Source organism: Streptomyces sp. NPDC058289 (genome assembly GCF_042880975.1).
Taxonomy (GTDB): Bacteria; Actinomycetota; Actinomycetes; order Streptomycetales; family Streptomycetaceae; genus Streptomyces; species Streptomyces stoeckheimensis.
Genome location: NZ_JBHVYI010000013.1, coordinates 80,490 through 105,674, shown reverse-complemented (window position 1 = coordinate 105,674; position 25,185 = coordinate 80,490). Strand labels below are relative to the sequence as shown.

Below are 25,185 nucleotides of genomic sequence, written 5' to 3'. Positions count from 1 at the left end.
CTCCGCGCACGCCGGTCAGGCGCGCCCGGCCGTCTTCTGCGTCTTGCGGGTGACCGAGTCGATCACCACGGTGGCGAGGAGGACCGCGCCGGTGATCATGTACTGGATCGGCGTCGCGATTCCCTCCAGGGCCAGACCGTACTGGATGGAGGTGATGACCATGACGCCGAGGAGGGCGTTCCAGGTCCGGCCGCGGCCGCCGAAGAGGCTGGTGCCGCCGATGACGGCCGCCGCGATCACGTTCATCAGCAGGTCGCCGGCGCCGGCGCTCTGGTTCGCCGCCGCGATCTTGGAGGCCCAGAAGAGGCCGCCGATGGCCGCGAAGGTGCCGGCGATCGCGAAGACCGTGATCCGGATCCGGTTGACGTTGATGCCGGCGCGACGGGAGGCCTCGACACTGCCACCGAGTGCGAAAACGTTTCGCCCGAACGTCGTGCGGCGCAGGACGAAGTCCGTGGCGACCAGGGCCAGTACGAACAGCACCACCGCGAGCGGCAGGCCCTTGTACTGGTTGAACACCATCGCGGGACCGAAGGTGAACACCGCGAGCAGGCCGGTGCGCAGCAGGATCTCGCCGAGCGGCCGGGACGGGACCCCGGCGGCCTCGCGACGGCGGTTGTCGAAGAAGGTGGCGAGGAAGTACCCGACCACCGCGACGGCGGCCAGTCCGTAGCCGGCGGCCACGTCCGAGAAGAAGTACGTGGTCAGCTTCCCGACCACACCCTCGGAGTCGAGGTTGATCGTGCCGTTGCTGCCGAGGATCTGCAGCATGGCGCCGGACCAGAAGAGCAGGCCCGAAAGGGTGACGGCGAAGGCCGGGGCGCCGATCTTGGCGAAGAAGAAGCCGTGGAGGGAGCCGATCAGGGCGCCTCCGGCGATCGCCGCGAGGATGGACAGCCATTCGTTGACGCCGTTGGTGACCGAGAGGACGGCCACGATCGCGCCCGAGACGCCGCTGACCGAGCCGACCGAGAGGTCGATCTCGCCGAGCAGCAGGACGAAGATGATGCCGACCGCCATCATGCCGGTGGCCGTCATCGTGATCGCGATGTTGGTGAGGTTCTCGGCGCCGAGGAAGTTGGAGTTCAGCCCCTGGAAGATGCTCCAGATGATGATCAGGCCGAGGACGACGGGCACGGAGCCCAGATCGCCGGCCTTCAGCTTGCGGCCGAACTCGTTCACGTACCCGGCGAAGCCCTGCTCGCGAACGAGCAGGCGGGGGTCCACGGCCGGGATGGCGTCGTGGGCGGCCGCCGGATTGACGGGGTCTATGTGCTTGGCACTCACTTGCGGGCCTCCCCGGTGCGGGCCGCCCGGCGGGTCACGGCGTTGTCCGTGGCCCCGGTGATGGCGGAGATGATCTCTTCCTGCGACGTGTCCTTCACGGAGAAGACGCCGTTGTTGCGGCCCAGCCGCAGGACGGCCACCTTGTCGGCCACGGCCTTCACGTCGGCCATGTTGTGGCTGATGAGGATGACGGCGTGACCGCGCTCGCGCAGCCGCTCGACCAGGTCGAGCACCTGTGCGGTCTGCTCGACGCCGAGGGCGGCGGTGGGCTCGTCGAGGATCACGAGCTGGGGCTCGCCCAGCATGGAGCGGGCGATCGCCACGGTCTGGCGCTGACCGCCGGAGAGCGAGGCGATGGGGATGCGGACGCTGGGGATCCGGATGGACAGGGTGGTGAGGAGCTCGCGTGCGCGCCGCTCCATCTCCACCTCGTCGAGGATGCCGCGCCGCTTGAGCTCGCGTCCCAGGAAGAGGTTGCCGACGACGTCGATGTTGTCGCACAGCGCGAGGTCCTGGTAGACCGTCGCGATGCCCAGGTTCTGGGCGTCGTGGGGCTTGGTGATCGAGACCGGACGGCCCTCCCACTCGATGACTCCGTCATCGATGGGGTGCACGCCGGCGATCGTCTTGACCAGCGTGGACTTACCGGCGCCGTTGTCGCCGACGAGGGCGACCACCTCGCCGGAGTGGATCTCGAGTTCTACGTCGGTGAGGGCCTGAACGGCACCGAACCGCTTCGAGACCCCTCGCAACGCCAGTACGGGCGCAGCGGACACATGAACCATCTCCTTGCCGCCTGACCGGCGGGGATGTCGTACAAAAAGAGCAGGACCACGGGGGGGATGCGAGAGAAACGTTTCTGTTCTGTCCGGCGCCCCGCCGGTGGCGGGATGGAGGCGGGAGCGCCGGACAGGCTCGGGGGCCGCTCGGCGGAGCGAGCGGCGGGGGTCTTACTTCAGGCCGGCGGTGGCGCAGGCGGCCGCGTACTTGTCGGTGCAGATCTCGTCGACGGTGTAGACGTTGTCGCGGATGACGGTGTCCTTCACGTTCGCCTTGGTCAGCGAGACGACCGGGATCAGCAGGGACGGGACGCCCTTGGTGGTGGGGCTGTCGACCTTGGCGGTGGCGGTGGTCGCGATCGGCTCACCCTTGGCGAGGGCGACGGCCATCTTCGCGGCGGCCTCGGCCTCGGGGGCGTACGGCTTGTAGACGCTCATGAACTGCTCGCCCGCGACGATCCGCTGCACGCCGGCGAGTTCGGCATCCTGGCCCGTGACGGGGGGCAGGGGGGACACGCCGGCCGCCTTGAGGGCGGTGATGATGCCGCCGGCCATGCCGTCGTTGGCGGAGTAGACGCCGATGACCTTGTCCTTGCCGAGCGCCGAGAGCGCGGCCGCCATGTTGGTGTTGGCGTTCTCCGGCTTCCACTCGACGGTGTCGTACTCCTTGCCGACGTTCACGTTGCCGTCGAGGACGGAGTGCGCGCCCTTCTTGAACAGCGCGGCGTTCGGGTCGGTGACGGAGCCGTTCATCATGACGATCTGGCCGTCCTTGGCCTTGGCGCCCAGGGCCTCCAGCAGCGCCTTGCCCTGGACCTTGCCGACCTCTTCGTTGTCGAAGGAGGTGTAGGCGTCGATCGGGCCCTCGGCGAGGCGGTCGTAGGCCACGACCGGGATGCCGGCCTCCTTGGCCTTCTTGACCGAGCCGGCGATGGCCTTGGAGTCCACCGCGTCGATGATCAGGACGTTCACCTTGTTGGTGATCATCGTGTCGACCTGCGAGTTCTGCGTGGTCGCGTCCTGCTTGGCGTTGGCGTAGACGACCTCGCCCTTGCCCGCGGTCAGGTCCTTGACCGCCTTCTCGATGAGCGGCTTGTCGAACTTCTCGTAACGCGCGGTCTGGTTCTCCGGCAGGAGCAGACCGACCTTGATCGCGCCGCCCTTGACCGCGCCGGTGGCGTTGTCCTTCTTGTCCCCGGACTCCTTCGCGCTGCCGCAAGCGGCAAGCGAGACGGCCATGGTGCCGGCGGCAACGGCGACGGCGACTCTGCGCATACGCGTGTTCATTACTTGAACCTCCCTGACGAGGCCGCAGCACTGCGGCCGAGGTGGATGTGAGTCAACCCCGGCCGCAAGTTTGCCGTCAAGGAGTGAATCCTTAACGAGATGACAACGGTGCCATCCGTTATCTAACTGAAGACAAGACGGCGGGAGCTCGTACCCCACTCCCATTTTCCGCCAAAAGCGTCGAATCGCCCATCTCACTCAGTACGAGGGCCAGCGCACCCAGTACCTCGGCGCGCCCGCCCAGGGACCCCGTGAGCACCGACAACTGTCGGGCGGCACTGGGGATCGCGTACCTCCCCACGGATTCACGGATGGGGGCCAGCACCAGTTCACCGGCGTCCGCGAGCGAGCCGCCCAGGACCACCCGGCTCGGATTCAGGAGGTTGCACAGACTGGCCACGCCGCTGCCGATGTGACGGCCCACGTCCGTGATGACCCGACGGCAGCCGGGGTCCCCGTCGCGGGCCAGCTCCACCACCCGTTCCATCGTCAACTCCGGTCCGTGGCTGCTCTGCAGGAGCGGCAGCACGTACCGGGCGGCGGCGAAGGTCTCCAGGCAGCCGCGGTTGCCGCAGCGGCAGACCGGACCCGATTCGTCCAGCGTGATGTGCCCGATCTCGCCGGCCGTGCCGCCGGGTCCGCGGTAGATCTGGCCGTTGATGACCAGCCCCGCACCGACGCCGCTGGCGACCTTGATGTAGGCCAGATCTTTCACTCCCCGGCCGCTCCCCCAAACGAGTTCACCGAGGGCTCCGAGGTTCGCGTCGTTGTCCACGTAGACGGGGACGCCCAGGCGCTGCGAGAGCTCGCGCCGCGGGTTGATCCCGGCCCAGCCCGGCAGGATCGCGGTGGACCCCAGGGTGCCGGACTCCACGTCGATGGGGCCCGGTACGCCGAGGCCGACGCCGATGACCTTGTCACGGCCGATCCCGATGCCCTCGACGAGCCGTCCCACCAGGGCTTCCGCCCGGTCGAAGCCGTCGACCCAGGAGGCGTCCACGTCCAGCGGCTCGGACTCCTCGGCCAGCACCTGGTGGGCCAGGTTCCCCACGGCCACCCGCAGGTGCGTGTGGCCGAAGTCGACGCCGATCACGATGCCGGCGTCCCCGCTGAGCGAGACGCTGCGCGCCCGCCTTCCCCCGGCGGAGGTGTCCGTGACCTCGACGGTCCCGGCCTCCTTGAGTTCCCGGACGATATTGGAGACCGTGGCCGCCGAGAGTCCGGTGCTCCGGGCGATCTCCGCCTGGGTCAGCGAACCGGCGAGCCGTACCGCCCGTACGACGCGCTCCAGATTGGCGCGATGCAGTGAAGACTGCGATCCGGGAGTCTGCACGACCCATTCACTCCTGCCCATAAGCAACGGCAAGCCGTCGCCCCCCGGCCGGGGCCGTCAGCGGCTGCATGCCCCGACTGACACGAGACCCCGGCGTCTCTCCAACTTGTGAACCTTAAGTCGAGCCTTTGCGCCTCACGACGTCAAGAGGCCGACGCAGCACGAATCGGCCACTATCGGTCATAAGTATGAGAGAGACCTCCATCCCTATCGTGCTACGGTCGCCGTGGCGCTTGTCTTCCACGGCCTTCACGGCCGGACAGGGCGTCTTCTGTAATGACAGTGCTACGCAAGGAGGTGTTCGGGATGAGTCCCGATCGAAGTCCTTGCAGCGCTCTCTTCGGCTGAGCTCCCTGAGCGGCCGGTCTCTCTTCGAGTGTGCACGCCCGCGGCCCCGCGCCGCCTCCGTGCGTTTCTGCATTCACCTTCGTAACCCCTTCCGCATGCCCTGACGCCCGTCGGGCCTGCGTCATCCATGCCCACCGGCGTGCCCCGCAGCCGTTGCCGCCGCCGCACGCCGACCCATGATCACTCCACGTGACCGCTCGGCTTCGCGCTGCCCGGACACCGTGGAGGGAGGTTTTCGTCATGACCATGCTCACCCCCCGTACCCCCACGAAGCTCGCGCCCCCGGGCCGGGCCCGCCGCGAGCGCAAGGCTGCCGAGCTGGAGGCCCGTACCCGGGTCGTCGGCGAGCGGCTCGCCGCGATCAGCGCCCGTCCGGGCGTCCAGGTCCTGCAGGAGGTGGACGCCTCCCGCAACGGCCTCACCCACGCCGAGGCCGCGCTGCGCCTGGAGCGCCACGGCTCCAACGTCATCGCCCAGGAACGCGCCCCGCGCTGGTACGTCCAGCTCGCGAAGGCGTACGCGAACCCCTTCATCGCCGTCCTGGTCTTCCTGGCCGCTGTCATGTACTGGCAGGAGCCCGGCGACCCCGGCGTCGTCATCCTCTCGGTGATGGTCGGGATCAGCGGCCTGCTGCGCTTCTGGCAGGAGTACCGTTCGGGCCGGGCGGCCGACGCCCTCAAGCAACTGGTCACCACCACCTGCGCGGTACAGCGCCGGGCCGGCAGCGGCTCCGGACCCACCACCTTCGAGATCCCGATGGACCGGGTGGTCCCGGGCGACGTGGTCAAGCTGGCCGCCGGGGACCTGATCCCGGCCGACCTGCGGATCATCACCGCCAAGGACCTGATGGTCAGCCAGGCCGCCCTGTCGGGAGAGTCCCTGCCGGTCGCCAAGGCCGACACCCGGACGGACGACCTCGGCCAGAGCGGGACCACCGACCCCGTCGAAGCCGACAACCTCTGCCTGATGGGCACTTCCGTGACCTCCGGCACCGCCACCGGGCTCGTCGTCGCCACCGGCTCCGACACCTACTTCGGCTCGATGGCCGGCTCCCTGGTCGGCGAGCGCCCGGAAACCAACTTCGACACCGGGGTGCGCAAGGTCAGCTTCCTGCTGATCCGCTTCATGCTGGTGATGGTCCCCGTCGTCTTCATGATCAACGGCTTCACCAAGGGCGACTGGGAGGCCGCCTTCCTCCTCGGCATCGCCGTGGCGGTCGGCCTGACCCCCGAGATGCTGCCGATGGTCGTCTCCGCCAACCTGGCGCGCGGCGCGGTGGCCATGTCCAAGCGCAAGGTGGTCGTCAAGCGGCTCAACGCCATCCAGAACCTGGGCGCGATGGACGTGCTCTGCACGGACAAGACCGGCACCCTCACCGAGGACCGGATCGTCCTGGACCGCTACCTCGACGTGCACGGCGACGAGGACAACGAGGTCCTGGAGTACGGCTACCTCAACGCGCACTTCCAGACCGGCTTGAAGAACCTGATGGACCAGGCGGTCATCGACCGCGTGGGCGAGGCCGAGGAGGTTGTCGTCGATGCTCGCTTCTCGATGGTCGACGAGATCCCCTTCGACTTCGCCCGGCGCCGGATGTCCGTGGTCCTGAACCGCAACAGCATCGTGGGCGACCTCGGCCGCTCCGAGCACGTCATGATCACCAAGGGCGCCGTCGAGGAAGTCCTCGACCTCTGCACCCACATGACGGACCGCGGGCAGAAGGTCGAGCTGACCGAACAGCGGCGGTGGCACGTCTCGCGCATCGCCGAGGACAACAACCGCAAGGGCCTGCGCGTCCTGGCCGTCGCCACCCGCACGATGGACACGCCGCGCGACACCTACACGGTCGCCGACGAGGACCAGCTGACCCTGGTCGGCTTCCTCGCCTTCCTCGACCCGCCGAAGGCCGACGCCGCACGGGCCCTGCAAGGCCTGGCCGACAAGGGCATCGCGGTCAAGGTGGTGACCGGCGACAACGAGCTCGTCGCCGCCCGGGTCTGCGCCGATGTCGGCCTCACGGTCGGCCACGTGGTGGGCGGCGCCGAGATCGACGGCCTGGACGACGCCGAACTGCGCGCGCTGACCGCCCGTACGACGGTCTTCGCCAAGATCAACCCGGTCCAGAAGGCCCGGATCGTACGGGCCCTGCAGGCCGACGGCCACACGGTCGGCTTCCTCGGGGACGGCATCAACGACGCGGCCGCGCTGCGCGACGCGGACGTCGGCATCTCGGTGGACACCGCCGTGGACATCGCCAAGGAGTCCGCCGACATCATCCTGCTGGAGAAGGACCTGACCGTCCTGGAGCAGGGCGTGATCCAGGGCCGGACCACCTTCGGCAACACGATCAAGTACATCAAGATGACGGCCAGTTCCAACTTCGGCAACGTCTTCTCCGTGCTGGTGGCGAGCGCCTTCATCCCGTTCCAGCCGATGCTGGCGATCATGCTGCTGGTGCAGAACCTGGTCTACGACATCGCCCAGCTGGCCACCCCGTGGGACCGCATGGACGAGGAGTACCTGCGCAAGCCCCGCAACTGGGACGCCAAGGGCATCGGCCGCTTCATGCTCTGCATCGGCCCGATCAGCTCGATCTTCGACATCGCGATGTTCGTCATCATGTGGAACGTCTTCGCCGCCAACACCGAGGCGAACCAGGCGCTCTTCCAGTCCGGCTGGTTCATCGAGGGACTGCTCTCGCAGACCTTGATCGTCCACATGATCCGTACCCGCAAGATCCCCTTCATCCAGTCGCGGGCATCCTGGCCGGTGATGGTGATGACCGTCCTCGCGGTGCTGACCGGGCTCTTCCTGCCCTTCTCGCCGCTGGCCGCCTCGCTGGGCTTCGTACCCCTGCCCGCGAGCTACTTCCCGTGGCTGATCGGCGTGCTGCTGGCGTACTGCACGCTCACGCAGCTGCTGAAGACCGTGTACATCCGCAAGTTCAACAGCTGGCTGTAGCAAGAAGGGAGACAGGCCGATGATGCTCACCGAATGGGAGATGGCCGGGCACCTGGTCGCGGCGCTCGGATTCGGGGCGGCCATCGGCCTGGAACGGCAGTGGCGGGCCCGGATGGCGGGTCTGCGGACCAACGCCCTGGTGGCGGGCGGGGCCGCGCTGTTCGTACTGCTCTCGCAGTACGGGTTCATGAGCGGGGTCTCGCAGGTCCAGTACGACGGCTCGCGGGTCGCCGCCCAGATCGTCTCGGGGATCGGCTTCCTGGGCGCCGGCGTGATCATGCGCGACGGGCTGAGCGTCCGGGGCCTGAACACGGCCGCCACCCTGTGGTGTTCGGCGGCCGTGGGCGCTCTCGCGGGCACCGGGATGTTCGTCCTGGCGGCCTGCGGCACGGTGGGCGTGGTGGGGGCGAACCTCCTGCTGCGCCCGCTGGGCCGGCGGATGGACCGCGAGCCGGGCGGCGGAGCCGAGGTGGCCACCGACTTCCACTTCGAGGCCGTGTGCCTGGAGGCGGAGGAGGCCCACATCCGCCACCGGCTGGTCGACGCACTGGGCCGGCCGGGCTACCAGCTGCGCTCGATCCGCAGCCAGGACGGCCCGGAGGCCGGCCTGGTGACGGTGTCCGCACGGCTGACCGCCGAGGGCGAGGGGGGTCGGATGCTCGAGGAAGCCGTCAGCAACCTCTCTCTCGACCCCTCCGTCTCGGCGGTCAGCTGGTCGGTCGTGCCCGACCCGTCCGCTGCGTGAGCGGCCGTGCCGGGTGAGCGGCCGTACTACTTGAGCGTGGCGGAGGTCAGACCGGCCTGGATCTGCCGCTGGAAGGACAGGTAGACCACCAGCATCGGGATCATCGCGATGGTCACACCGGCGAACAGCACCGGCAGGTCCGTCTCGTAGCCCATCTGGTACTGCAGCTGGATCAGGCCCTGGGTGAGCATGTAGCGCTCGGGGTCCGATCCGGTCTGCGGCTGCATCAGCACGGAGGGCAGGATGTACTGGTTCCACTGGCCCAGGACATTGAATATCCCCACGCTGATCAGGCCGGGCTTGGCCATGGGCAGCATCACCTGGAAGAAGATCCGGGTGTGCGAGGCCCCGTCGATCACCGCCGCCTCGTGCACGGCCGTCGGCAGCGTCCGGAAGAAGGAGTGCATGAAGAAGACGGTGAACGGCATCGAGTACGCCACGTACACCAGGATCAGGCCCTGGTACGAGTTGAGCATGTCCAGCCGCTTCACCATGAAGAACAGCGGGACGAGCGCCAGGAAGACCGGGAACATGGCCCCGCTGACGAAGAAGTAGTAGATCGGCCGGTTGCCCCAGAAGGGGTAGCGGGCCAGGACGTACGCGGCCATCGAGCCGAGCAGCATCGTCAGCGGGACCGAGAACACCATCACGATCAGCGTGTTGGCGAAATAGTCCCCGATGCCCTTGTTCCAGGCGCGGGGGAAGGCGTCGAAGTGCCAGTTGGCCGGCCAGCTCAGGGCCGATTCGCCGATCTGCACGTCGGTCTTGAACGAACCGAGCACCAGCCAGATGAGGGGCAAGATGATCAATATCGCCCACACGGCGAGGAAACCGTGCGAGAAGACGTTGAGGACCATGCCCTCGGAACCGCCGTCGCGCTTCCCGCGGGGGTGCCCGGTGGCGGCGGAGCGCTTCTTCTCGGCTGCCGCCTCGCCCGGTGCTTTGACAACTGTGGTCATCGTGGTCTCCCGCTAGAACTCGACGTGCTCGCGGCGAGTGGCCCGCAGCGTGATGGCGGAGAGGATCAGGGTCAGGACGAGCATCACGACCCCCATGGCGCAGGCGTAGCCCGCATTGCCGAAGTAGAGGAAGTTCCGCATCAGCACCGTCGCCATGACCTCGCTGTGGTGGTCCGGTCCGCCGCCGAACTGGCCCGAGGTCATGGTCGACACGAGGACGAACATGTCCATCGCGGCGATGCCCAGATAGACCGCGGAGGTCTGCACAGAATCCCACAGCAGGGGCAGCGTGACCTTGAAGAAGGTCTGGGCGCGCCCCGCGCCGTCGAGCAGTGCGGCTTCGTAGATGTCCTTGGGGACCGACTGCATGGCGGCCGAGAACAGGACGAGGTAGAAACCGACCCCGTGCCAGACGACCACGAGCAGCAGGCACCAGAGGACGAAGTTGGGCTCGTTGAGCCATTCGATGGGGTGGGCCGGGTCGACCAGGCCCAGTTTGGTGAGGAACCCGTTCAGCAGGCCCCCCTCGTCACTGCGGTACACGGCTCCGAAGAGCACCGCGAGGATGGCGAGGGAGAGCACCTGCGGGAAGAAGTAGATCACCTTGTAGAGGGCGGAACCCGCCACCCCCTGGACTCCGCCTGCTCCGCTGCGCCCGCCGGCGTTCAGCATGAAGGCGAAGAACAGGGAGATCAGGATGGTGACCGCCGGGACGAACACCAAGAGCAGCAGGTTGTGCAGCAGCGCGCCGCCGAAGACCTCGTCCTTCATCAAGGCCGAGTAGTTGTCCAGCCCGACGAAGTCGAAAGTCGGTGACTGACCCGTCCAGTTGGTGAAGGAATAGCCGAACGTCTGAATGTACGGCCAGATGACAAAGGTCAGGTACAGCGCAAGGGGCAGGATGAGGAAGCCGGCGATGAAGCCGCCCCGCCCCTTGCTGTTTGCTACGTGGCTCATGGTGTCCGTCCCTGGTGTTTCCGGGTGCCCGGTGGACGCGGTGTCAGCTGCGCTTGTTGTTCTTGGCGTTCGGGTCCTCGGTCGCCTTGTTTACCGCAGCCTGGGCCCGCTTGATCCATTCCTTGGGCTGGATGCGCTTGGCCATCAGCTCATTGGACGCGTTCTCGAGCTCGGTGCCCATCGCGCTGTACCAGTCGGCGTAGCGGTAGTTGAACGTGTTGTCCCCGGCCGCCTTGAGGGCGGCGACGGCCGACTGGGTGCCCGGACGGAGCTTGACCGTCGGGTCCACGCCGTCCTTGAGGACGGTGAGGGAGTTGGCCTGCTGGGCGAACAGGGTCGACCACTCGCGGGACAGCATCGAGCGGAGGAACTCCAGGCCACCGGCCTTGTTGGCGGCCTTCTCCGGGACGATGAAGGGCTCGCCGGCGCCGGCGCGGATGGCCTCGAAGGGCAGCTTGGACCCGGGCAGCACCGGCATCGGCAGGAACTGCATGTCGAAGTCGTCCGGGGTCTGCTTGAGCTGCTCGTTCTCCAGCCAGGAGCCGGAGGTGATGAAGGCGGCCTTGCCCTGGTTCCACTGGGTCTGCGACTCGGTGTGCGTCAGGCCGTTGGTGCCCGGCATGAGGAGGTCCTTCTCGACCAGCTCGTAGACCGCCTCGACGGCCTCCAGCGCGACCGGGTTGTCCGCGAAGGCGTTCGGCTCCAGGTTGTCGATCGCCTTCATGGCATCCAGGCCGCCCTTCTTGGCGATCAGGTCCATGATGGCGACGTTGATGTAGTACGGGTACTTGCCCTGGTGGGCCAGACCGCCGATGCCGGCCGCCTTGGCCTTCTGACAGATGTCCATGAACTCCGCCCAGGTCTTCGGCGCGGCCCAGCCCTTCTCCTTGAAGAGCTTGCCCGAATACCACAGACCCCAGACGGTGTAGACGTACTGCAGCGCGACGAACTTGCCGCCGATCATGCCGCCTTCGACGGTCCCGGGCATCAGCGTGTCCCGGACCTTCTTGGTCGGGTCGTCGAGCGACGGGGCGTCGAGCACCACGGTGAGGTCGGCGAGCTGGTTGCCCTTGGCGAGCACGTCCAGCTTGATCTGCTGGGCGCCCGAGTCGTCGACGACGTCCGGCGGGTTGCCGCCGTTGAAGCGCGGCTGCAGCTTGGAGGTGATCTCCTGGGTGGAGAGGTGCGAGGAAGTGGTGCCCCACTTCTTGTCGAACGCCGCTTCCCAGGCCTTGGCGTAGTCGTCGCCGTAACCGCCCTTGAAGACCACGACGTCGAGCTTGCCGCCCTTGGCGACGCCGAACGGGTTCTCCTTGGTGACGGCCACCTTGGACTCGTTGCCCTTGGTCGTCTCGTCAGAGCCGGAGGCGCACGCGGACAGGAAGCTCATCGTCGGTACGGCGATCAGGCCGAGTGCCGCGGAGCGCTTGATCAGGTCCCGGCGGCCGAAGCCCTCACCGTTGCTGTGCTCGCCGTGGGCGGAGGTGGATCCCATGCTCAAGTCCTCGCCTTCGTCAGGAGTGTGAAGGAGGAAGGAAAGTGCGACTGCTGCCGCCCAGCGGACATCACCGCAGGTCCCCGCCATCCCCCCGTCCGGGGCCGCTCGTTTCGCGGTGACCCGGACGGGCACAGGTATAGTCCACTTCCGCTCCTGTGAGCAAGATCATGTACCGGTATGGGCCCCGGCTTTTCCGAGTTGAGACCTCACCGTCACCTGAGCTGGACCGTCGGAGCCGCCCGCAGAAACGGAAGGGCCGTACCTCCTTAACGGAAGTACGGCCCTTTGGTGCCGATTTGCGCTTAGCCGCGAATGAGGTTGCGGAGCACGTACTGCATGATTCCGCCGTTGCGGTAGTAGTCCGCCTCACCCGGGGTGTCGATGCGGACGACCGCGTCGAACTCCACGCCGGTGTCGGTGCTGACCTTCACCGTGCGGGGGGTGGTGCCGTTGTTCAGCTCCTCCACGCCGGTGAAGGAGAAGGTCTCCTCGCCGGTGAGGCCCAGGGAGGCCGCCGTGGCGCCCTCGGGGAACTGCAGGGGCAGGACGCCCATGCCGATCAGGTTGGAGCGGTGGATGCGCTCGTAGGACTCCGCGATGACGGCCTTGACGCCGAGCAGGGCGGTGCCCTTGGCGGCCCAGTCGCGCGACGAGCCCGAGCCGTACTCCTTGCCCGCCAGGATGACCAGCGGGATGCCGGCGGCCTGGTAGTTCTGCGAGGCGTCGTAGATGAAGGCGACCGGGGAGCCCTCGACGGTGAAGTCGCGGGTGAAGCCGCCCTCGGTGCCCGCCGCGATCTGGTTGCGGAGGCGAATGTTGGCGAACGTACCGCGGATCATGACCTCGTGGTTGCCGCGGCGGGAACCGTACGAGTTGAAGTCGCGGCGCTCGACGCCGTGCTCCGTGAGGTACTTGCCGGCCGGGGTGTCGGCCTTGATGGCACCGGCCGGGGAGATGTGGTCGGTGGTGACCGAGTCGCCCAGCTTCGCCAGCACGCGGGCGCCGGCGATGTCGGAGACCGGGGTGGTCTCCATCGTCATGCCCTCGAAGTAAGGGGGCTTGCGCACGTAGGTGGACTGCGGGTCCCACTCGAAGGTGTTGCCGGTCGGGATCGACAGGGCCTGCCACTGGGCGTCGCCCGCGAAGACGTCCTGGTAGGACTTGTTGAACATGTCTTCGCCGATCGCGTTCGCGACGACGTCGTTGACCTCGGCCTCGGTGGGCCAGATGTCCGCGAGGAAGACCGGCTTGCCCTCGGAGTCCGTGGCGATGGCGTCCCTGGTGATGTCCACCTTCATGGAGCCCGCGATGGCGTACGCGACGACCAGCGGCGGGGAGGCCAGGTAGTTCATCTTGACGTCGGGGTTGATGCGGCCCTCGAAGTTGCGGTTGCCCGAGAGGACCGAGGTCACCGCGAGGTCGGCGTCGTTGATCGCCTTGGAGATCTCCTCCTCCAGCGGACCCGAGTTGCCGATGCAGGTGGTGCAGCCGTACCCGACGAGGTTGAAGCCCATCTTGTCGAGGTACGGGGTCAGGCCGGCCTTGTCGAAGTAGTCGGTGACGACCTTCGAGCCCGGGGCCAGGGTGGTCTTGACCCACGGCTTGCGGGTCAGGCCCTTCTCGACGGCCTTCTTCGCCACGAGCGCCGCGGCAACCATGACGTAGGGGTTCGAGGTGTTGGTGCACGAGGTGATCGCGGCGACGGTGACGGCGCCGTGGTCGATCTCGAAGGAGGTGCCGTCGGCCAGGGTCACCGGGGTGGGCTTGGTGGGCACACCGTTGGTGGACGCCGGGGAGTCGGACGCCGGGAAGGACTCCTTGCCGGACTCCTCGTCGTCGTTGACGTAGTTGCGCACGTCCTGCGCGAACTGCTGCGAGGCGTTCGCGAGGACGATGCGGTCCTGCGGGCGCTTGGGACCGGCGATGGAGGGGACGACCGTGGAGAGGTCGAGCTCCAGCTTCTCGGAGAAGTCCGGCTCGGCGGCCGGGTCCAGCCACAGGCCCTGGGCCTTGGCGTAGGCCTCGACGAGCGCGACCTGCTGGGCGTCGCGGCCGGTCAGGCGCAGGTACTTCAGGGTCTCGCCGTCGATCGGGAAGACGGCGGCGGTGGAACCGAACTCCGGCGACATGTTGCCGATGGTGGCGCGGTTCGCGAGGGAGGTGGCGGCGACGCCCTCACCGTAGAACTCGACGAACTTGCCGACGACGCCGTGCTTGCGGAGCATCTCGGTGATGGTCAGCACGAGGTCGGTGGCGGTGGTGCCGGCCGGCAGCTCGCCGGTCAGCTTGAAGCCCACGACGCGCGGGATCAGCATGGAGACCGGCTGGCCGAGCATCGCGGCCTCGGCCTCGATGCCGCCGACGCCCCAGCCCAGTACGCCCAGGCCGTTGACCATCGTGGTGTGCGAGTCGGTGCCGACGAGGGTGTCGGGGTACGCCTGGCCGCCCCGGACCATGACGGTGCGGGCCAGGTGCTCGATGTTGACCTGGTGGACGATGCCGGTGCCCGGGGGGACGACCTTGAAGTCGTCGAAGGCGGTCTGGCCCCAGCGCAGGAACTGGTAGCGCTCCTTGTTGCGGCCGTACTCCAGCTCGACGTTCTGGGCGAACGCGTCGGCCGTACCGAACTTGTCGGCGATGACCGAGTGGTCGATGACCATCTCGGCGGGCGAGAGCGGGTTGATCTTCGCCGGGTCGCCGCCGAGGGCCTTCACGGCCTCGCGCATGGTGGCGAGGTCCACGACGCAGGGGACGCCGGTGAAGTCCTGCATGATCACGCGGGCCGGCGTGAACTGGATCTCCTCGCTGGGCTGGGCCTGCGAGTCCCAGTTTCCGAGCGACCGGATGTGGTCGGCGGTGATGTTCGCGCCGTCCTCGGTACGGAGCAGGTTCTCCAGCAGGACCTTCAGGCTGTAGGGAAGGCGGGCGGAGCCCTCGACCTTGTCCAGCTTGAAGATCTCGTACGACTCGTCGCCCACCTGCAGCGTGCTGCGGGCGTCGAAGCTGTTCGCCGACACGACAGTCTCCTTCATGCATGAATTCGCGCGTATTGCCGCAATCCTGCCGCGAGGCACTCTGGCCTTTCCGCTAAGGTGAGGCTAAGTTAGGTAACCCTTACCAGCGGGGCGGCTGCGGCACGTCCGGGGCAGATATCTCGATGTCGAGATAACTCTAGTACATGCCGGGGGGCCGGGACGAGGCACGCACCCTCAGCCCCGCCGGTACGGTCAGCCGCCCAGTGGATTCCGCATGTCCGGATTCGACGAGCTTGACCAGGGACGAAACTGCCGATTCGGCGATCCGCTCCGGATCGAAGGTGACGGTGGTCACGGAAGGTTCGTTCTCGGCGTACGCCGGGTCCTCGCTGGCGCAGACCAGCAGCAGGCCCTCCTCCCCCGGGCCGGCGCCCTTCTCCCCCGGGCCGGTGCGCGGTCCGCCACCGGGGACGGCGATGCCGTGGCGCGCGGCGGCGGCCAGCACCTGCCGGCCCCCCGGGTCGTACACGCAGTACACGGCGTCGGGCCGGTCCGGCCCCGTGAAGGCGGAGTCGAAGACGTGCCCGGCGTCGTCATTGGGGTCGAAGGGGACCACGAGCGGAGCCCGGCGCCGCTCGGCGCACCAGTGTTCATAGGCTGACGTGACGGCCCCGGTGTAGAACTCCCGGCCGTAGCCCGCGTGCAGCGCGATCCGCCGCGCGCCGGAGGCCGCCAGGTGCTCGAGCACCTCGCGGGTGGTGGCGGTGTGGTCGTTGTCCACCCACACGTCGCCCGGCCGCGGATCGGCCGGCGGCCCGTCGAAGACCACCGGCAGCCCCCGCGCCCGCAGGGCGCGCAGCACCGGGTCGTCGGCCGGGCTGTCGATCAGCAGCATCCCGTCCACCGCCAGGGTGTGCCACAGCGGCTCGGCGCCGCGGTCGGCGGGCAGCGTGGTCAGGGCGTAGCCGTGGGCGTGCGCCGCCGAGGTGGCGGCGATGAGCAGCCGGGCGTAGTAGGCGATCCGCGCGAAGTCCCAGGCGAAGCCGGCGTACGTGGTCACGGCGATGCCCAGACTGCGGTTGTGCGGGCCGCGCCGGGCTCCGTAGCCGAGGGCCCCGGCGACCTCGCGCACCCGGCGACGGGTGGACTCGCCGACGCGGCCGGTGCCGTTGAGCGCGTGGGAGACGGTCGCGGTGGAGACCTCGGCGGCGCGGGCTATGTCGGCGAGGGTCGGGCCCGGCACCGGCACCGGCGCGGGCGCGGGCATCGGGACCGAGCCGGAGGCGTGAAGGGGGGCGGGCACGGCGCCATCGTACGGATTTCGTCGCCGGAGGCGGCTTTTGGTTAAGCCCTTAATCAAACAGCGTCCTGGCCACGCAAACGTTTGGGAGTGTGCATGTCGTCTTCTCCTTCCCTCCGGTCCCCGTTTTCCACCCGATCCACGGTGTCCCCGCTGTCCGCGGCGTCCTTGCCGTCCGCGGTGTCCGCTGCGTCCTCGCCGGCCTCGCTCTCGCGGCGGGGGCTCCTCGCGGCCGCCGGAGCCGCGGGCGCGGCGGGTCTGCTGGGAGCGGGGCCCGCAGCGGCCGTCTCCGCCCCGCCCGCCGGCGGGCGGAACTCGGCCGCGCTGGTGCTGCGCAACGCCTCGGTGTTCACCGGGACCGACCACCGGGGGCCCGTGCGGGCCGTCGCGGTAGGCCGGGACGGGAAGATCCTGGCCACCGGGACCGACGCCGCGCTGCGACGGTACGTGGGCCGGGACACCGAGGTGGTCGACGCCCGCGGCAACACCGTGATGAGCGGGATCCACGACGGCCACGTCCACCCGCTCGGGGCCGGCGAGCGCTCGCTGTCCCCCTCGTTGGAGAGCGCGGAGACCACCCCGGCCGAGCTGCTGGAGATCCTCACCGGCTTCCTCGCCGACACCGGCGGCGCGGGCGCCGAGCCCGACGGCTGGCTGGTGGTGGAGGACTGGAACCCGGTCGGGCTGCTCCCCACGGGCACCGCTCCGCACCACTCGATGCTGGATGCGCTCCCGACCCGGCGGCCGGTCGTCCTGATCGGCGGCGACGGGCACAACCTGTGGGCCAACCGGCGGGCGCTGGACATCGCCGGGATCACGGCGGCCACGCCCGACCCGGTCGGCGGCAAGGTGGTCAAGGGTGCGGACGGGAAGCCGACGGGCGTCCTCAAGGACGACGCCCAGGGGCTGGTGCGGCGCCTGATACCCGAGCACACCCGCGCCGAACTCGTCGCGGCGTGCGCCGAGGTGCTGGGGCTGGCCGCCGCGTCCGGGGTCACCACCATGATGGACGCCCTGGTGGGGCGGCACGAACTGGAGCTGTACCAGGCGCTCTCCGCCGCGGGCAAGCTGCCGCAGCGGATCGTCCCCGCGATCCGGCTCGACGCGGACCAGGCCAAGGACCCGGCGGGCTCACTGGCGTACGCACGGGGCCTGCGGCGGGAGTTCGAGGGCGTGCGGGGGCTCCGGTTCGGGATGGTCAAGGTGTTCCTGGACGGGGTCATCGAGTACCCGGCGCAGACCGCCGCCCTGCTGGAGCCGTACCTCGACGGGAACGGCAAGCCGACCTCGAACCGGGGCGAGCTCTACACCTCGGCGGCGGACTACGGCCGGCTCAGCGCCGCCTTCAACCGGGCGGGCTGGCAGATGCACGCCCATGGGCTCGGGGACCGGGCGGTACGCACCGCTCTGGACGGGTACGCGTACGCCCGGCGGGTCACGGGGCAGCGGGACGCCCGCAACGCGGTGGCGCACCTGCAGCTCGTGGACCCCGCGGACCTGCGGCGCTTCGCGCAGCTCGGGGTCGCGGCGTGCATGCAGCTGCAGTGGGCCGCGCGGGACACCTGGACGGTGGAGGCGCTGCTTCCCTACATCGGGCCCGAGCGCCACCGGTGGCTGTACCCGGCGCGCAGCCTGGAGAAGGCGGGCGCACGGCTGACGGGCGGTTCGGACTGGCCGGTGGACGCCCTCCAGGTGTGGAACCAGCTCCGGACGGCGATCGACCGGCAGGGCGCGGAAGGGGCCGGCGAGCTGTACCGGGAGCGGGAGGCGCTGAGCCGGGACACCACCTTGCGGATGCACACGTCGGGAACGGCGTGGCAGCTCCGCCAGGAGCAGCTGACCGGCACCGTGGAGCCGGGCAAGGCGGCGGACCTGGTGCTCCTGGACCGGGACGTGACGCGCTGTCCGGTGGCCGACATCAGCGGGACGGGCGTACGGATGACCCTGGTCGGCGGCCGCGTGGTGCACGAGGCGGATTCGGCGTCGGGCCGGGCGGCTTCGGCCCGGCTGGCCCGCGCCGCGGCGGCGGGCGCGCGCCCGGCCTCGTACGCCTCGGTCCACGGCGGCGGCAAGGGCCGGCACCACGCCTGCGGGCACTGAGGGCTCCGGGGCGGGGGCTTCCCGGGCGGGGGCTTCCGGAGCGGGGGGCTTCCGGAGCAGGGGGGCTTCCGGAGCAAGGGGCTTGCTGAACCCCCGCCCCGGGCGGCCGGCGCTCAGCCCGCAAGGCCGTGGCGTGCGGCCCAGGCCGTGACGGCGGCGGCGATCTCCTCGGGCCGGTCCTCCGGGCAGAGGTGGGCGGCGGCGCCGCAGTACTCGCTCTCCAGCGCGGAAATGTTCTCCTCGCTCCACGCGACCAGCTCCGGGCCGACCATCAGCGCGGGCGAGCCGTCGAAGTGCAGCAGGAGCTTGGGCACCTGCGGGCTGGCGGCCAGCCAGGCGTCGTACTCCTCGATCCGGGCGAGCACGTCCGCCGGTTCGCCGCCGATCGGCAGGGAGCGGGCGAACCGGAGCAGGGGGACCCGGCTCTCGGGGGTCGGGTAGGGGGCGGCGTAGACGGAGTGGTCGGCCTCGCTCATGGGGTTCAGCACCGTCTTGCCGATGCTGTCCTCGATGAAGAGGTTCCGCTCCAGGATCATCTCCTCCCCCACCCCCGGGGTACGGATCGCCTCGAACCGGGCGCGGGCGGCGGGCGGGTACTCCTCCCAGGTCATCGGCCGCAGGATCGTCTCCATGAAGGCGAGCCCGCGGACCTGCTCCGGGTGCCGGGCGGCCCGGTCGAAGGCGAGCGCCCCGCCCCAGTCCTGGCCGACGAGGACGACCTCGTCGAGGCCGAGGGCCTCGAACCAGGCGTCGAGGTAGCGGGCGTGGTCGGCGAAGCGGTACTCGCCGCCGGGCTTGCCGGAGCGGCCCATCCCGATGAGGTCGGGGGCGAGGACGCGGACCCGGCCACCGATCCGGGGCAGTACGCCCCGCCACAGGTGGGAGGAGGTCGGGTTGCCGTGCAGGAAGACGAAGGGGACGCCGTCGGGGGCGCCGAGCTCCTCGTAGTGCATCGTCGAGTCGCGTACGTCGATGACGGGCATGGGGAACCATCCGTTCTAGTTCGTTGGTGCCACAAACGTTCGTGACACCAACGAACTTAAATCGTTAGTGCCCCGAACGCAAGGGGTACGATCCCGCCATGACCACGGAAGAGGACCAGGGCGCCTCCGCCCTCCCGGCGCGCCTGCGCGAACTGCCCAGCCGACTGCTCTCACAGGCCTCGGCGCACGCCACGCGGCTCGTCACCGAGGGGCTGAGCGGGGCGGACGCCCGCAAATGGCACTACGCGACCCTGGTCGCCCTGGACGAGTTCGGACCCGCGAGCCAGGCAACCCTCAGCGGCCGCACCGACATCCACCGCAGCGACCTGGTCGCCGTCATCAACGAACTCGCCGCACGCGAGCTGGTCGAGCGGACCCCCGACCCCGCCGACCGGCGGCGCAACGTCATCACCCTCACGACCGCCGGCCGGCGCCGACTGCGCAAGCTGGAGCAACTGCTCGCCGCGGCCCAGGAGGAGCTTCTGTCCCCTTTGTCCGCACCGGAGCGCGAGCAGCTCGTCGACCTGCTCGGCCGGCTCGTCGCGCACCACGCACACGGCGGCCCCACCATGGGAGCTGACGACCGGTAAGTCCGGTTTCATGTACGTTGACACCCGTCTGCCACACCCAGCGCGAGCAACATCTCATATCTGAGATACGGTGCATCCATGGCAGACGACTACCTCGTACGCATCGGCAAGCTCATCCGTGACGCTCGGCAGCACCGGGGCTGGACACAGAGTCAGCTCGCGGACGCCCTCGGCACCAGCCAGAGCGCCGTGAACCGGATCGAGCGCGGCAACCAGAACATCAGCCTTGAGATGATCGCGCGCATCGGGGAAGCCCTCGACAGCGAAATCGTCTCCCTGGGCTACGCCGGTCCGATGCACCTGCGCGTGGTCGGCGGCCGCCGTCTGTCCGGCGCGATCGACGTCAAGACGAGCAAGAACGCGTGCGTGGCCCTGCTGTGCGCCTCGCTGCTCAACAAGGGCCGCACGGTCCTTCGCCGGGTCGCCCGCATCGAGGAGGTCTACCGCCTCCTGGAGGTCCTGAACTCCATCGGCGTCCGCACCCGCTGGATCAACGACGGCATCGACCTGGAACTCGTACCGCCGGCCCGCCTCGACATGGACGCCATGGACGCGGACGCGGCCCGCCGCACCCGCAGCATCATCATGTTCCTGGGCCCCCTGCTCCACCGGATGGACCACTTCAAGCTGCCCTACGCGGGCGGTTGCGACCTCGGCACCCGCACCATCGAGCCGCACATGATCGCCCTGCGCCGCTTCGGCCTGGACATCACCGCGACCGAGGGCATCTACCACGCCCAGGTCGAGTCCGGGATCTCCCCGGACCGCCCCATCGTGCTGACCGAGCGCGGGGACACCGTCACCGAGAACGCGCTGCTGGCCGCCGCCCGGCACGACGGCACCACCGTCATCCGCAACGCCTCCTCCAACTACATGGTCCAGGACCTGTGCTTCTTCCTGGAGGCGCTCGGCGTCCGGGTCGACGGCGTCGGCACCACGACCCTGACGGTGCACGGCGTCCCGAACATTGACGTGGACGTGGACTACTCCCCCTCCGAGGACCCGGTCGAGGCGATGAGCCTGCTGGCCGCGGCGGTCGTCACGGAATCCGAACTCACCATCCGCCGGGTCCCGATCGAGTTCATGGAGATCGAGCTCGCGGTCCTGGAGGAGATGGGCCTCGACCACGACCGCTCCCCCGAGTACACGGCCGACAACGGCCGCACCCGCCTGGTGGACCTCACCGTCCGCCCGTCGAAGCTCGAAGCGCCGATCGACAAGATCCACCCGATGCCCTTCCCCGGGCTGAACATCGACAACGTCCCCTTCTTCGCCGCCATCGCGGCCGTGGCCCAGGGCCAGACCCTGATCCACGACTGGGTGTACGACAACCGCGCCATCTACCTCACGGACCTCAACCGCCTCGGCGGCCGCCTCCAACTCCTGGACCCCCACCGCGTCCTGGTCGAGGGCCCCACCCGCTGGCGCGCGGCAGAAATGATGTGCCCCCCGGCCCTGCGCCCGGCGGTTGTCGTCCTCCTGGCGATGATGGCGGCCGAGGGCACCTCGGTCCTGCGCAACGTCTACGTCATCAACCGCGGCTACGAGGAACTGGCGGAGCGCCTCAACTCGGTGGGCGCGCAGATCGAGATCTTCCGCGACATCTGAGCCGGCCCCGGGTCGAGACGGTTTCCGTCCCGCCCGTGCCGTCCGTCGGCCGTCGCCGGTGTCCCCGCCTTGCCCGGGGGGCACCGGCGGCGGCCTTTCGCGTTCCGAGAATCACCCTGCCCCGGACGTACGCCAAGACCCGCGCGGGCTTCTTCATGCGCGGGATGTTTCCAGGAGCGGTGGGCCGGAGCACAGGCTTCCGGCCCACCGTCACGTGCTCAGCCCGGGTAGTTGGTGCGCCAGGGCTCGTAGTGCGGGTTGTCCTCGCAGCGGTCCATGATTTCCACCTTCTTCACCGTGTCCACCGGGCAGACGGCCACGATGAAGGAGCGGGCGATGCCGCCCGGGAAGGCCACCTCGACCTGGGAGGCGTACTTGTGGGTGTCGCCGATGGTCTGGTTGACGTCCACCCCGCCCGGGGCGTCGATGTAGTAGTTCCAGCCGCTCTTCCAGGACTTGTACAGGTCGTGGTTGTAAGTGGTGGAGACGTACGGGGAAGGCTGGTTGACCAGGACGTAACTCTCGATGTCGTATTGGCCGTTCACGGTGTCCCTGGGCAGGAAGCCCTCCTCGAAGACCACCGCCGGCGGGCGGCCGTCCGAGCGGTAGAGCTGCTTGCAGTTGATCCGCCAGGACGGGGAGGGCGTGATGCGCTCCACCTCCACGCGCTCGTCGGCGGCGGCGAAGAGGTGGTTCTGGACCCGGGGGCAGGAGTTCGCGGGAGCCGCGGCGTGGAGCGATCCCCGGGCCGCGGCGGGGGCGGAGGCAGAGGCGGACGCGGATGCGGAGGCCGGGGGCAGCAGGGCGGCGGCGAGGGCGGTCGCGAGCACGGCGGCGCGACGGCGCAGGGCGCGGAGGGTGATCATGGGCCCACCCTGGCGTCATCGCGCCGCGCTCGGCGGCACCCTCACTCGTTGGTGAGTGTGTCGGATTCCCTCTCGACTGGCCTGGATTGAGAGTGAGTTGATGACGGAACGATCCTGCGGAGCCGAAGCGCGCCCGGGGGCCTGGGTAGGCTCCCGTGCCAAGGCGGTTCGACGCCGCGTGTTCCTGGGGGGGTCAACTTCATGCCCGAGCATCGAGGCATCGCCATAGCCGCCGCCGCGGCGGCCGCCGTCCTGCTCCTCGCCGGGTGTGGGGAGCCGGCTGCCTCGAAGGGCAAGGACTCCGGGAAACCGGGATCCGCGCCCGCCCCGAGCGCGTCCCCCGGGCCCACGATGCCCGAGCTCATCGGGAAGACGTCCGCCGAAGCCGAGGCCCTCGTCAAACCGCTGCTTCCCAAGCCGGTCGAGGCCCGCAGCGCCTACGACGACGTCCCGCTCGCCGCCGACCACGGGTCGTGGGCGGTCTGCTTCCAGACCCCGGCTGCCGCCACCCCCGTGACGGGCGACGCCTCCGTCGAGATCTCGCTCGTCGCGCCCGGGACACCCTGCCCGGCCGCCGCCGGCGCCTCCCTGCATCCGCCCAAGGGGTCGAGCCCCGCCAAGACCCCGGTCCCCTCCGCGGACCCGGGCCATCCGAAGCCGAAGCCGCCGAAGCCGCCGACGTCCGGCCCGACCCCGGCCCCCGGCCCGAAGGACGTGAGCTACCGGAACTGCGCCGAGGCCAGGGCCGCCGGCGCCGCCCCGATCCGGCGCGGCCGGCCCGGCTACGCCCGGCACCTCGACCGCGACGACGACGGCGTCGCCTGCGACTAGGGCCTGTCGTCAAACTCCCTTCTGCCTCGCGGCGCCTGGCACGCGCTCTCGCCGCACCGGGCGAAAGCCAAGTACGTCCAGTACGCAGGCTTCCGCCCAGCGCGCCGAGAGCACGCACCAGACGCCGCGAGGCCTCCCTTCGGGCGACGACGGGAGTTTGACGACCGGCCCTAGGTCGTCTCTTTCGGATCTTGTCGGTCAGGCCCGGGAGAGGGGCCCGCGCTGCGGCGATATTCGGCCTGATGGTCCGTCGGCCCTCGCCCCCGGCGGGCGACCGACCGCAGAATCGCCCTTTCGGCACAGTTGTGAGGGCGGAGCCATGGCAGCAGCGCAAGCACCACGGGCAGGCAGCAGCGACCGTACGGGGATACCCCGGCTGGAGGGCGTCCCGCTGCTCGGGTCGCTCGCCGATCTGAAGTCGGACGCCCTCGGTACGTATCAGCGGGCACGGCACCTGCACGGCGACATCGTGCGGATCACGGCCGGTCCGCCGGGGCTGCGCACCGAGCTGCACTGCGTGTTCTCGCCGGAGGGGGCGCAGCAGGTCCTGGCCACGCAGGCGGCCAATTTCCGCAAGGACAACGCCCTGTACCAAGAGGTCCGCGACGCCCTCGGCAACGGTCTACTCACCAGCCAGGACGAGGACTACCTGCGCCAGCGGCGGCTGGTGCAGCTGCTGTTCACCAAGCGCCGGGTGGACGGGTACGCGGACGCCGTCGCGACCGAGACCGCTTCCACCCTGGCCGCCTGGGAGGCGGCCCCGGACGGGGTCGTCGACGTCGCGGACGAGATGATGACCCTGGCGCTGCGCGCCGTCGCCCGGATCCTCTTCGGCACCGACGTGGACGCCACCGCCGACGTCGTGGACCGGTCCTTTCCGGTCATCACCGCCTATGTGATGCGCCGCGGCTACTCCCCCGTCAACATCCCCCGCGACTGGCCCACTCCGGGCAACAAGCGGGCGGCCGCCGCGATGGACGAGCTGTACGCGGTGTGCGACGGGATCATCGCCGAGCGCCGCAGCAGTGGCAGTGGCAGTGGCAGTGGCAAGGAAGCCGGAGCCGGAGCCGGCGAGGACCTGCTGTCGTTGCTCGCCGCCGCGAGCAGCGACGACGACGGGGAGTTCGACGCCACCGAACTGCGCGAACAGGTCCTGATCTTCCTGCTCGCCGGGCACGAGACGACCGCCACCTCGCTGGCCTTCTCCCTCCACCTGCTGGCCCGCCATCCCGAGTTCCAGGACCGGGCCCGCGCCGAGATCGCCGCGGTGCTGGGCGACCGTACGCCCGGGGCCGCCGACCTCGACCGGCTCCCGTACCTCACCCAGGTGCTCAAGGAGGCCATGCGGCTCTACCCGGCGGCCCCGGTCCTCGGCCGGCGCTCGGTGGCCGCGGCCGAGGTCGACGGGCACACCATCCCGGCCGGCGCCGATGTGATCGTGGCGCCCTGGGTGACCCACCGCCACCCCGACTACTGGCCGGACCCGGAGCGCTTCGATCCCGACCGGTTCACCCCGGAGGCGGAGGCGGCCCGGCCGCGCTACGCCTGGCTGCCCTTCGGCGGCGGACCGCGCGCCTGCATCGGGCAGCACTTCTCCATGCTGGAGTCGGTGATCGCGCTGGCCATGCTGCTGCGGGCCTACGAGTTCGAGGCGGTGGACACCGAGGTGTCCGTCACCGCCGGGATCACCCTGCGCACCACCGGTCCGGCGCGCTGCCGGATCCGTCGCGCGGGCCCCTGAGCCAACCGGCCGGCCGTGAACCGGACGCCCGCCCGCG

Annotated in this window: 18 protein-coding genes; 7 read left to right on the top strand and 11 right to left on the bottom strand. The window is 69.6% G+C overall.

Translation table 11 applies throughout. The features are described from left to right. Positions 1-15: 15 nt before the first annotated feature. From ACFVX6_RS09485 to ACFVX6_RS09470, 4 genes are all read right to left on the bottom strand, one after another. Positions 16-1,287, bottom strand: coding sequence for a sugar ABC transporter permease (locus ACFVX6_RS09485; RefSeq protein WP_389689613.1), 1,272 nt, complete (start codon positions 1,285-1,287; stop codon positions 16-18). After that, entirely contained in the window at positions 1,284-2,072 is a 789-nt protein-coding gene (locus tag ACFVX6_RS09480; RefSeq protein WP_112447331.1) for an ATP-binding cassette domain-containing protein, read from the bottom strand. The genes ACFVX6_RS09485 and ACFVX6_RS09480 overlap by 4 nt, the downstream gene beginning before the upstream one ends. A gap of 165 nt (positions 2,073-2,237) precedes the next feature. Beyond that, a complete protein-coding gene (locus ACFVX6_RS09475; RefSeq protein WP_389689610.1) occupies positions 2,238-3,341 on the bottom strand; it encodes a substrate-binding domain-containing protein in 1,104 nt (367 codons plus the stop codon). A 130-nt stretch (positions 3,342-3,471) separates the two neighbouring features. Further along, the gene (locus tag ACFVX6_RS09470) at positions 3,472-4,686 is read right to left on the bottom strand and encodes an ROK family protein (protein ID WP_389443119.1); all 1,215 of its coding nucleotides are present in this window, start codon (positions 4,684-4,686) and stop codon (positions 3,472-3,474) included. Positions 4,687-5,274: 588 nt separating this feature from the next. Between ACFVX6_RS09470 and mgtA the strand changes: the two genes are divergently transcribed. Both mgtA and ACFVX6_RS09460 read left to right on the top strand, forming a co-directional pair. Further along, complete coding sequence (gene mgtA / locus ACFVX6_RS09465; protein ID WP_389689608.1) at positions 5,275-7,995, top strand: magnesium-translocating P-type ATPase; 2,721 nt, start codon at positions 5,275-5,277, stop codon at positions 7,993-7,995. A 19-nt stretch (positions 7,996-8,014) separates the two neighbouring features. Continuing rightward, positions 8,015-8,740, top strand: a complete 726-nt coding sequence (locus ACFVX6_RS09460) for an MgtC/SapB family protein (RefSeq protein WP_389689606.1) — start codon at positions 8,015-8,017, stop codon at positions 8,738-8,740. 26 nt (positions 8,741-8,766) lie between these two features. On the opposite strand, the gene ACFVX6_RS09455 is transcribed toward ACFVX6_RS09460, so the two are convergent. From ACFVX6_RS09455 to ACFVX6_RS09435, 5 genes are all read right to left on the bottom strand, one after another. Beyond that, positions 8,767-9,699, bottom strand: a complete 933-nt coding sequence (locus ACFVX6_RS09455) for a carbohydrate ABC transporter permease (RefSeq protein ID WP_389689604.1) — start codon at positions 9,697-9,699, stop codon at positions 8,767-8,769. 12 nt (positions 9,700-9,711) lie between these two features. Then, complete coding sequence (locus tag ACFVX6_RS09450; RefSeq protein WP_389689602.1) at positions 9,712-10,656, bottom strand: carbohydrate ABC transporter permease; 945 nt, start codon at positions 10,654-10,656, stop codon at positions 9,712-9,714. Between the two features lie 43 nt (positions 10,657-10,699). Next, entirely contained in the window at positions 10,700-12,151 is a 1,452-nt protein-coding gene (gene ngcE / locus ACFVX6_RS09445; RefSeq protein WP_389689600.1) for an N-acetylglucosamine/diacetylchitobiose ABC transporter substrate-binding protein, read from the bottom strand. A gap of 305 nt (positions 12,152-12,456) precedes the next feature. Continuing rightward, complete coding sequence (acnA, locus tag ACFVX6_RS09440) at positions 12,457-15,171, bottom strand: aconitate hydratase AcnA (RefSeq protein ID WP_389689598.1); 2,715 nt, start codon at positions 15,169-15,171, stop codon at positions 12,457-12,459. A 154-nt stretch (positions 15,172-15,325) separates the two neighbouring features. Beyond that, a complete protein-coding gene (locus ACFVX6_RS09435) occupies positions 15,326-16,432 on the bottom strand; it encodes a LacI family DNA-binding transcriptional regulator (RefSeq protein WP_389689596.1) in 1,107 nt (368 codons plus the stop codon). 177 nt (positions 16,433-16,609) lie between these two features. Here ACFVX6_RS09435 and ACFVX6_RS09430 point away from each other — a divergent pair, with 177 nt between their 5' ends. Further along, complete coding sequence (locus ACFVX6_RS09430) at positions 16,610-18,529, top strand: amidohydrolase (protein WP_389689595.1); 1,920 nt, start codon at positions 16,610-16,612, stop codon at positions 18,527-18,529. A 113-nt stretch (positions 18,530-18,642) separates the two neighbouring features. Here the strand turns inward: ACFVX6_RS09430 and ACFVX6_RS09425 are convergent, their stop codons facing one another. Further along, a complete protein-coding gene (locus tag ACFVX6_RS09425) occupies positions 18,643-19,512 on the bottom strand; it encodes a haloalkane dehalogenase (RefSeq protein ID WP_389689593.1) in 870 nt (289 codons plus the stop codon). A 98-nt stretch (positions 19,513-19,610) separates the two neighbouring features. Here ACFVX6_RS09425 and ACFVX6_RS09420 point away from each other — a divergent pair, with 98 nt between their 5' ends. Beyond that, complete coding sequence (locus ACFVX6_RS09420; protein ID WP_389689591.1) at positions 19,611-20,102, top strand: MarR family winged helix-turn-helix transcriptional regulator; 492 nt, start codon at positions 19,611-19,613, stop codon at positions 20,100-20,102. A gap of 78 nt (positions 20,103-20,180) precedes the next feature. Further along, a complete protein-coding gene (locus ACFVX6_RS09415; RefSeq protein WP_250742068.1) occupies positions 20,181-21,710 on the top strand; it encodes a UDP-N-acetylglucosamine 1-carboxyvinyltransferase in 1,530 nt (509 codons plus the stop codon). A 218-nt stretch (positions 21,711-21,928) separates the two neighbouring features. Here ACFVX6_RS09415 and ACFVX6_RS09410 read toward each other — a convergent pair whose 3' ends face one another. Continuing rightward, positions 21,929-22,576: an ADP-ribosyltransferase gene (locus tag ACFVX6_RS09410; RefSeq protein WP_389689590.1), complete on the bottom strand. Its 648-nt coding sequence runs from the start codon at positions 22,574-22,576 to the stop codon at positions 21,929-21,931. Positions 22,577-22,777: 201 nt separating this feature from the next. Between ACFVX6_RS09410 and ACFVX6_RS09405 the strand changes: the two genes are divergently transcribed. Together ACFVX6_RS09405 and ACFVX6_RS09400 are read left to right on the top strand one after the other, a co-directional pair. Beyond that, positions 22,778-23,407: an excalibur calcium-binding domain-containing protein gene (locus tag ACFVX6_RS09405; protein WP_389689588.1), complete on the top strand. Its 630-nt coding sequence runs from the start codon at positions 22,778-22,780 to the stop codon at positions 23,405-23,407. A gap of 319 nt (positions 23,408-23,726) precedes the next feature. Then, positions 23,727-25,148, top strand: coding sequence for a cytochrome P450 (locus ACFVX6_RS09400; protein WP_389689586.1), 1,422 nt, complete (start codon positions 23,727-23,729; stop codon positions 25,146-25,148). Positions 25,149-25,185: the final 37 nt, after the last annotated feature.

Bases quoted from the DNA above. Each gene is read 5' to 3' on its own strand.
- ACFVX6_RS09475 (WP_389689610.1), bottom strand. From the start codon at position 3,341: ATGCGCAGAGTCGCCGTCGCCGTTGCCGCCGGCACCATGGCCGTCTCG.
- ngcE (WP_389689600.1), bottom strand. From the start codon at position 12,151: ATGGGATCCACCTCCGCCCACGGCGAGCACAGCAACGGTGAGGGCTTC.
- ACFVX6_RS09455 (WP_389689604.1), bottom strand. From the start codon at position 9,699: ATGACCACAGTTGTCAAAGCACCGGGCGAGGCGGCAGCCGAGAAGAAG.
- ACFVX6_RS09450 (WP_389689602.1), bottom strand. From the start codon at position 10,656: ATGAGCCACGTAGCAAACAGCAAGGGGCGGGGCGGCTTCATCGCCGGC.
- ACFVX6_RS09460 (WP_389689606.1), top strand. From the start codon at position 8,015: ATGATGCTCACCGAATGGGAGATGGCCGGGCACCTGGTCGCGGCGCTC.
- ACFVX6_RS09405 (WP_389689588.1), top strand. From the start codon at position 22,778: ATGCCCGAGCATCGAGGCATCGCCATAGCCGCCGCCGCGGCGGCCGCC.
- ACFVX6_RS09480 (WP_112447331.1), bottom strand. From the start codon at position 2,072: ATGGTTCATGTGTCCGCTGCGCCCGTACTGGCGTTGCGAGGGGTCTCG.
- ACFVX6_RS09425 (WP_389689593.1), bottom strand. From the start codon at position 19,512: ATGCCCGTCATCGACGTACGCGACTCGACGATGCACTACGAGGAGCTC.
- ACFVX6_RS09415 (WP_250742068.1), top strand. From the start codon at position 20,181: ATGGCAGACGACTACCTCGTACGCATCGGCAAGCTCATCCGTGACGCT.
- ACFVX6_RS09420 (WP_389689591.1), top strand. From the start codon at position 19,611: ATGACCACGGAAGAGGACCAGGGCGCCTCCGCCCTCCCGGCGCGCCTG.
- ACFVX6_RS09410 (WP_389689590.1), bottom strand. From the start codon at position 22,576: ATGATCACCCTCCGCGCCCTGCGCCGTCGCGCCGCCGTGCTCGCGACC.
- mgtA (WP_389689608.1), top strand. From the start codon at position 5,275: ATGACCATGCTCACCCCCCGTACCCCCACGAAGCTCGCGCCCCCGGGC.
- ACFVX6_RS09400 (WP_389689586.1), top strand. From the start codon at position 23,727: ATGGCAGCAGCGCAAGCACCACGGGCAGGCAGCAGCGACCGTACGGGG.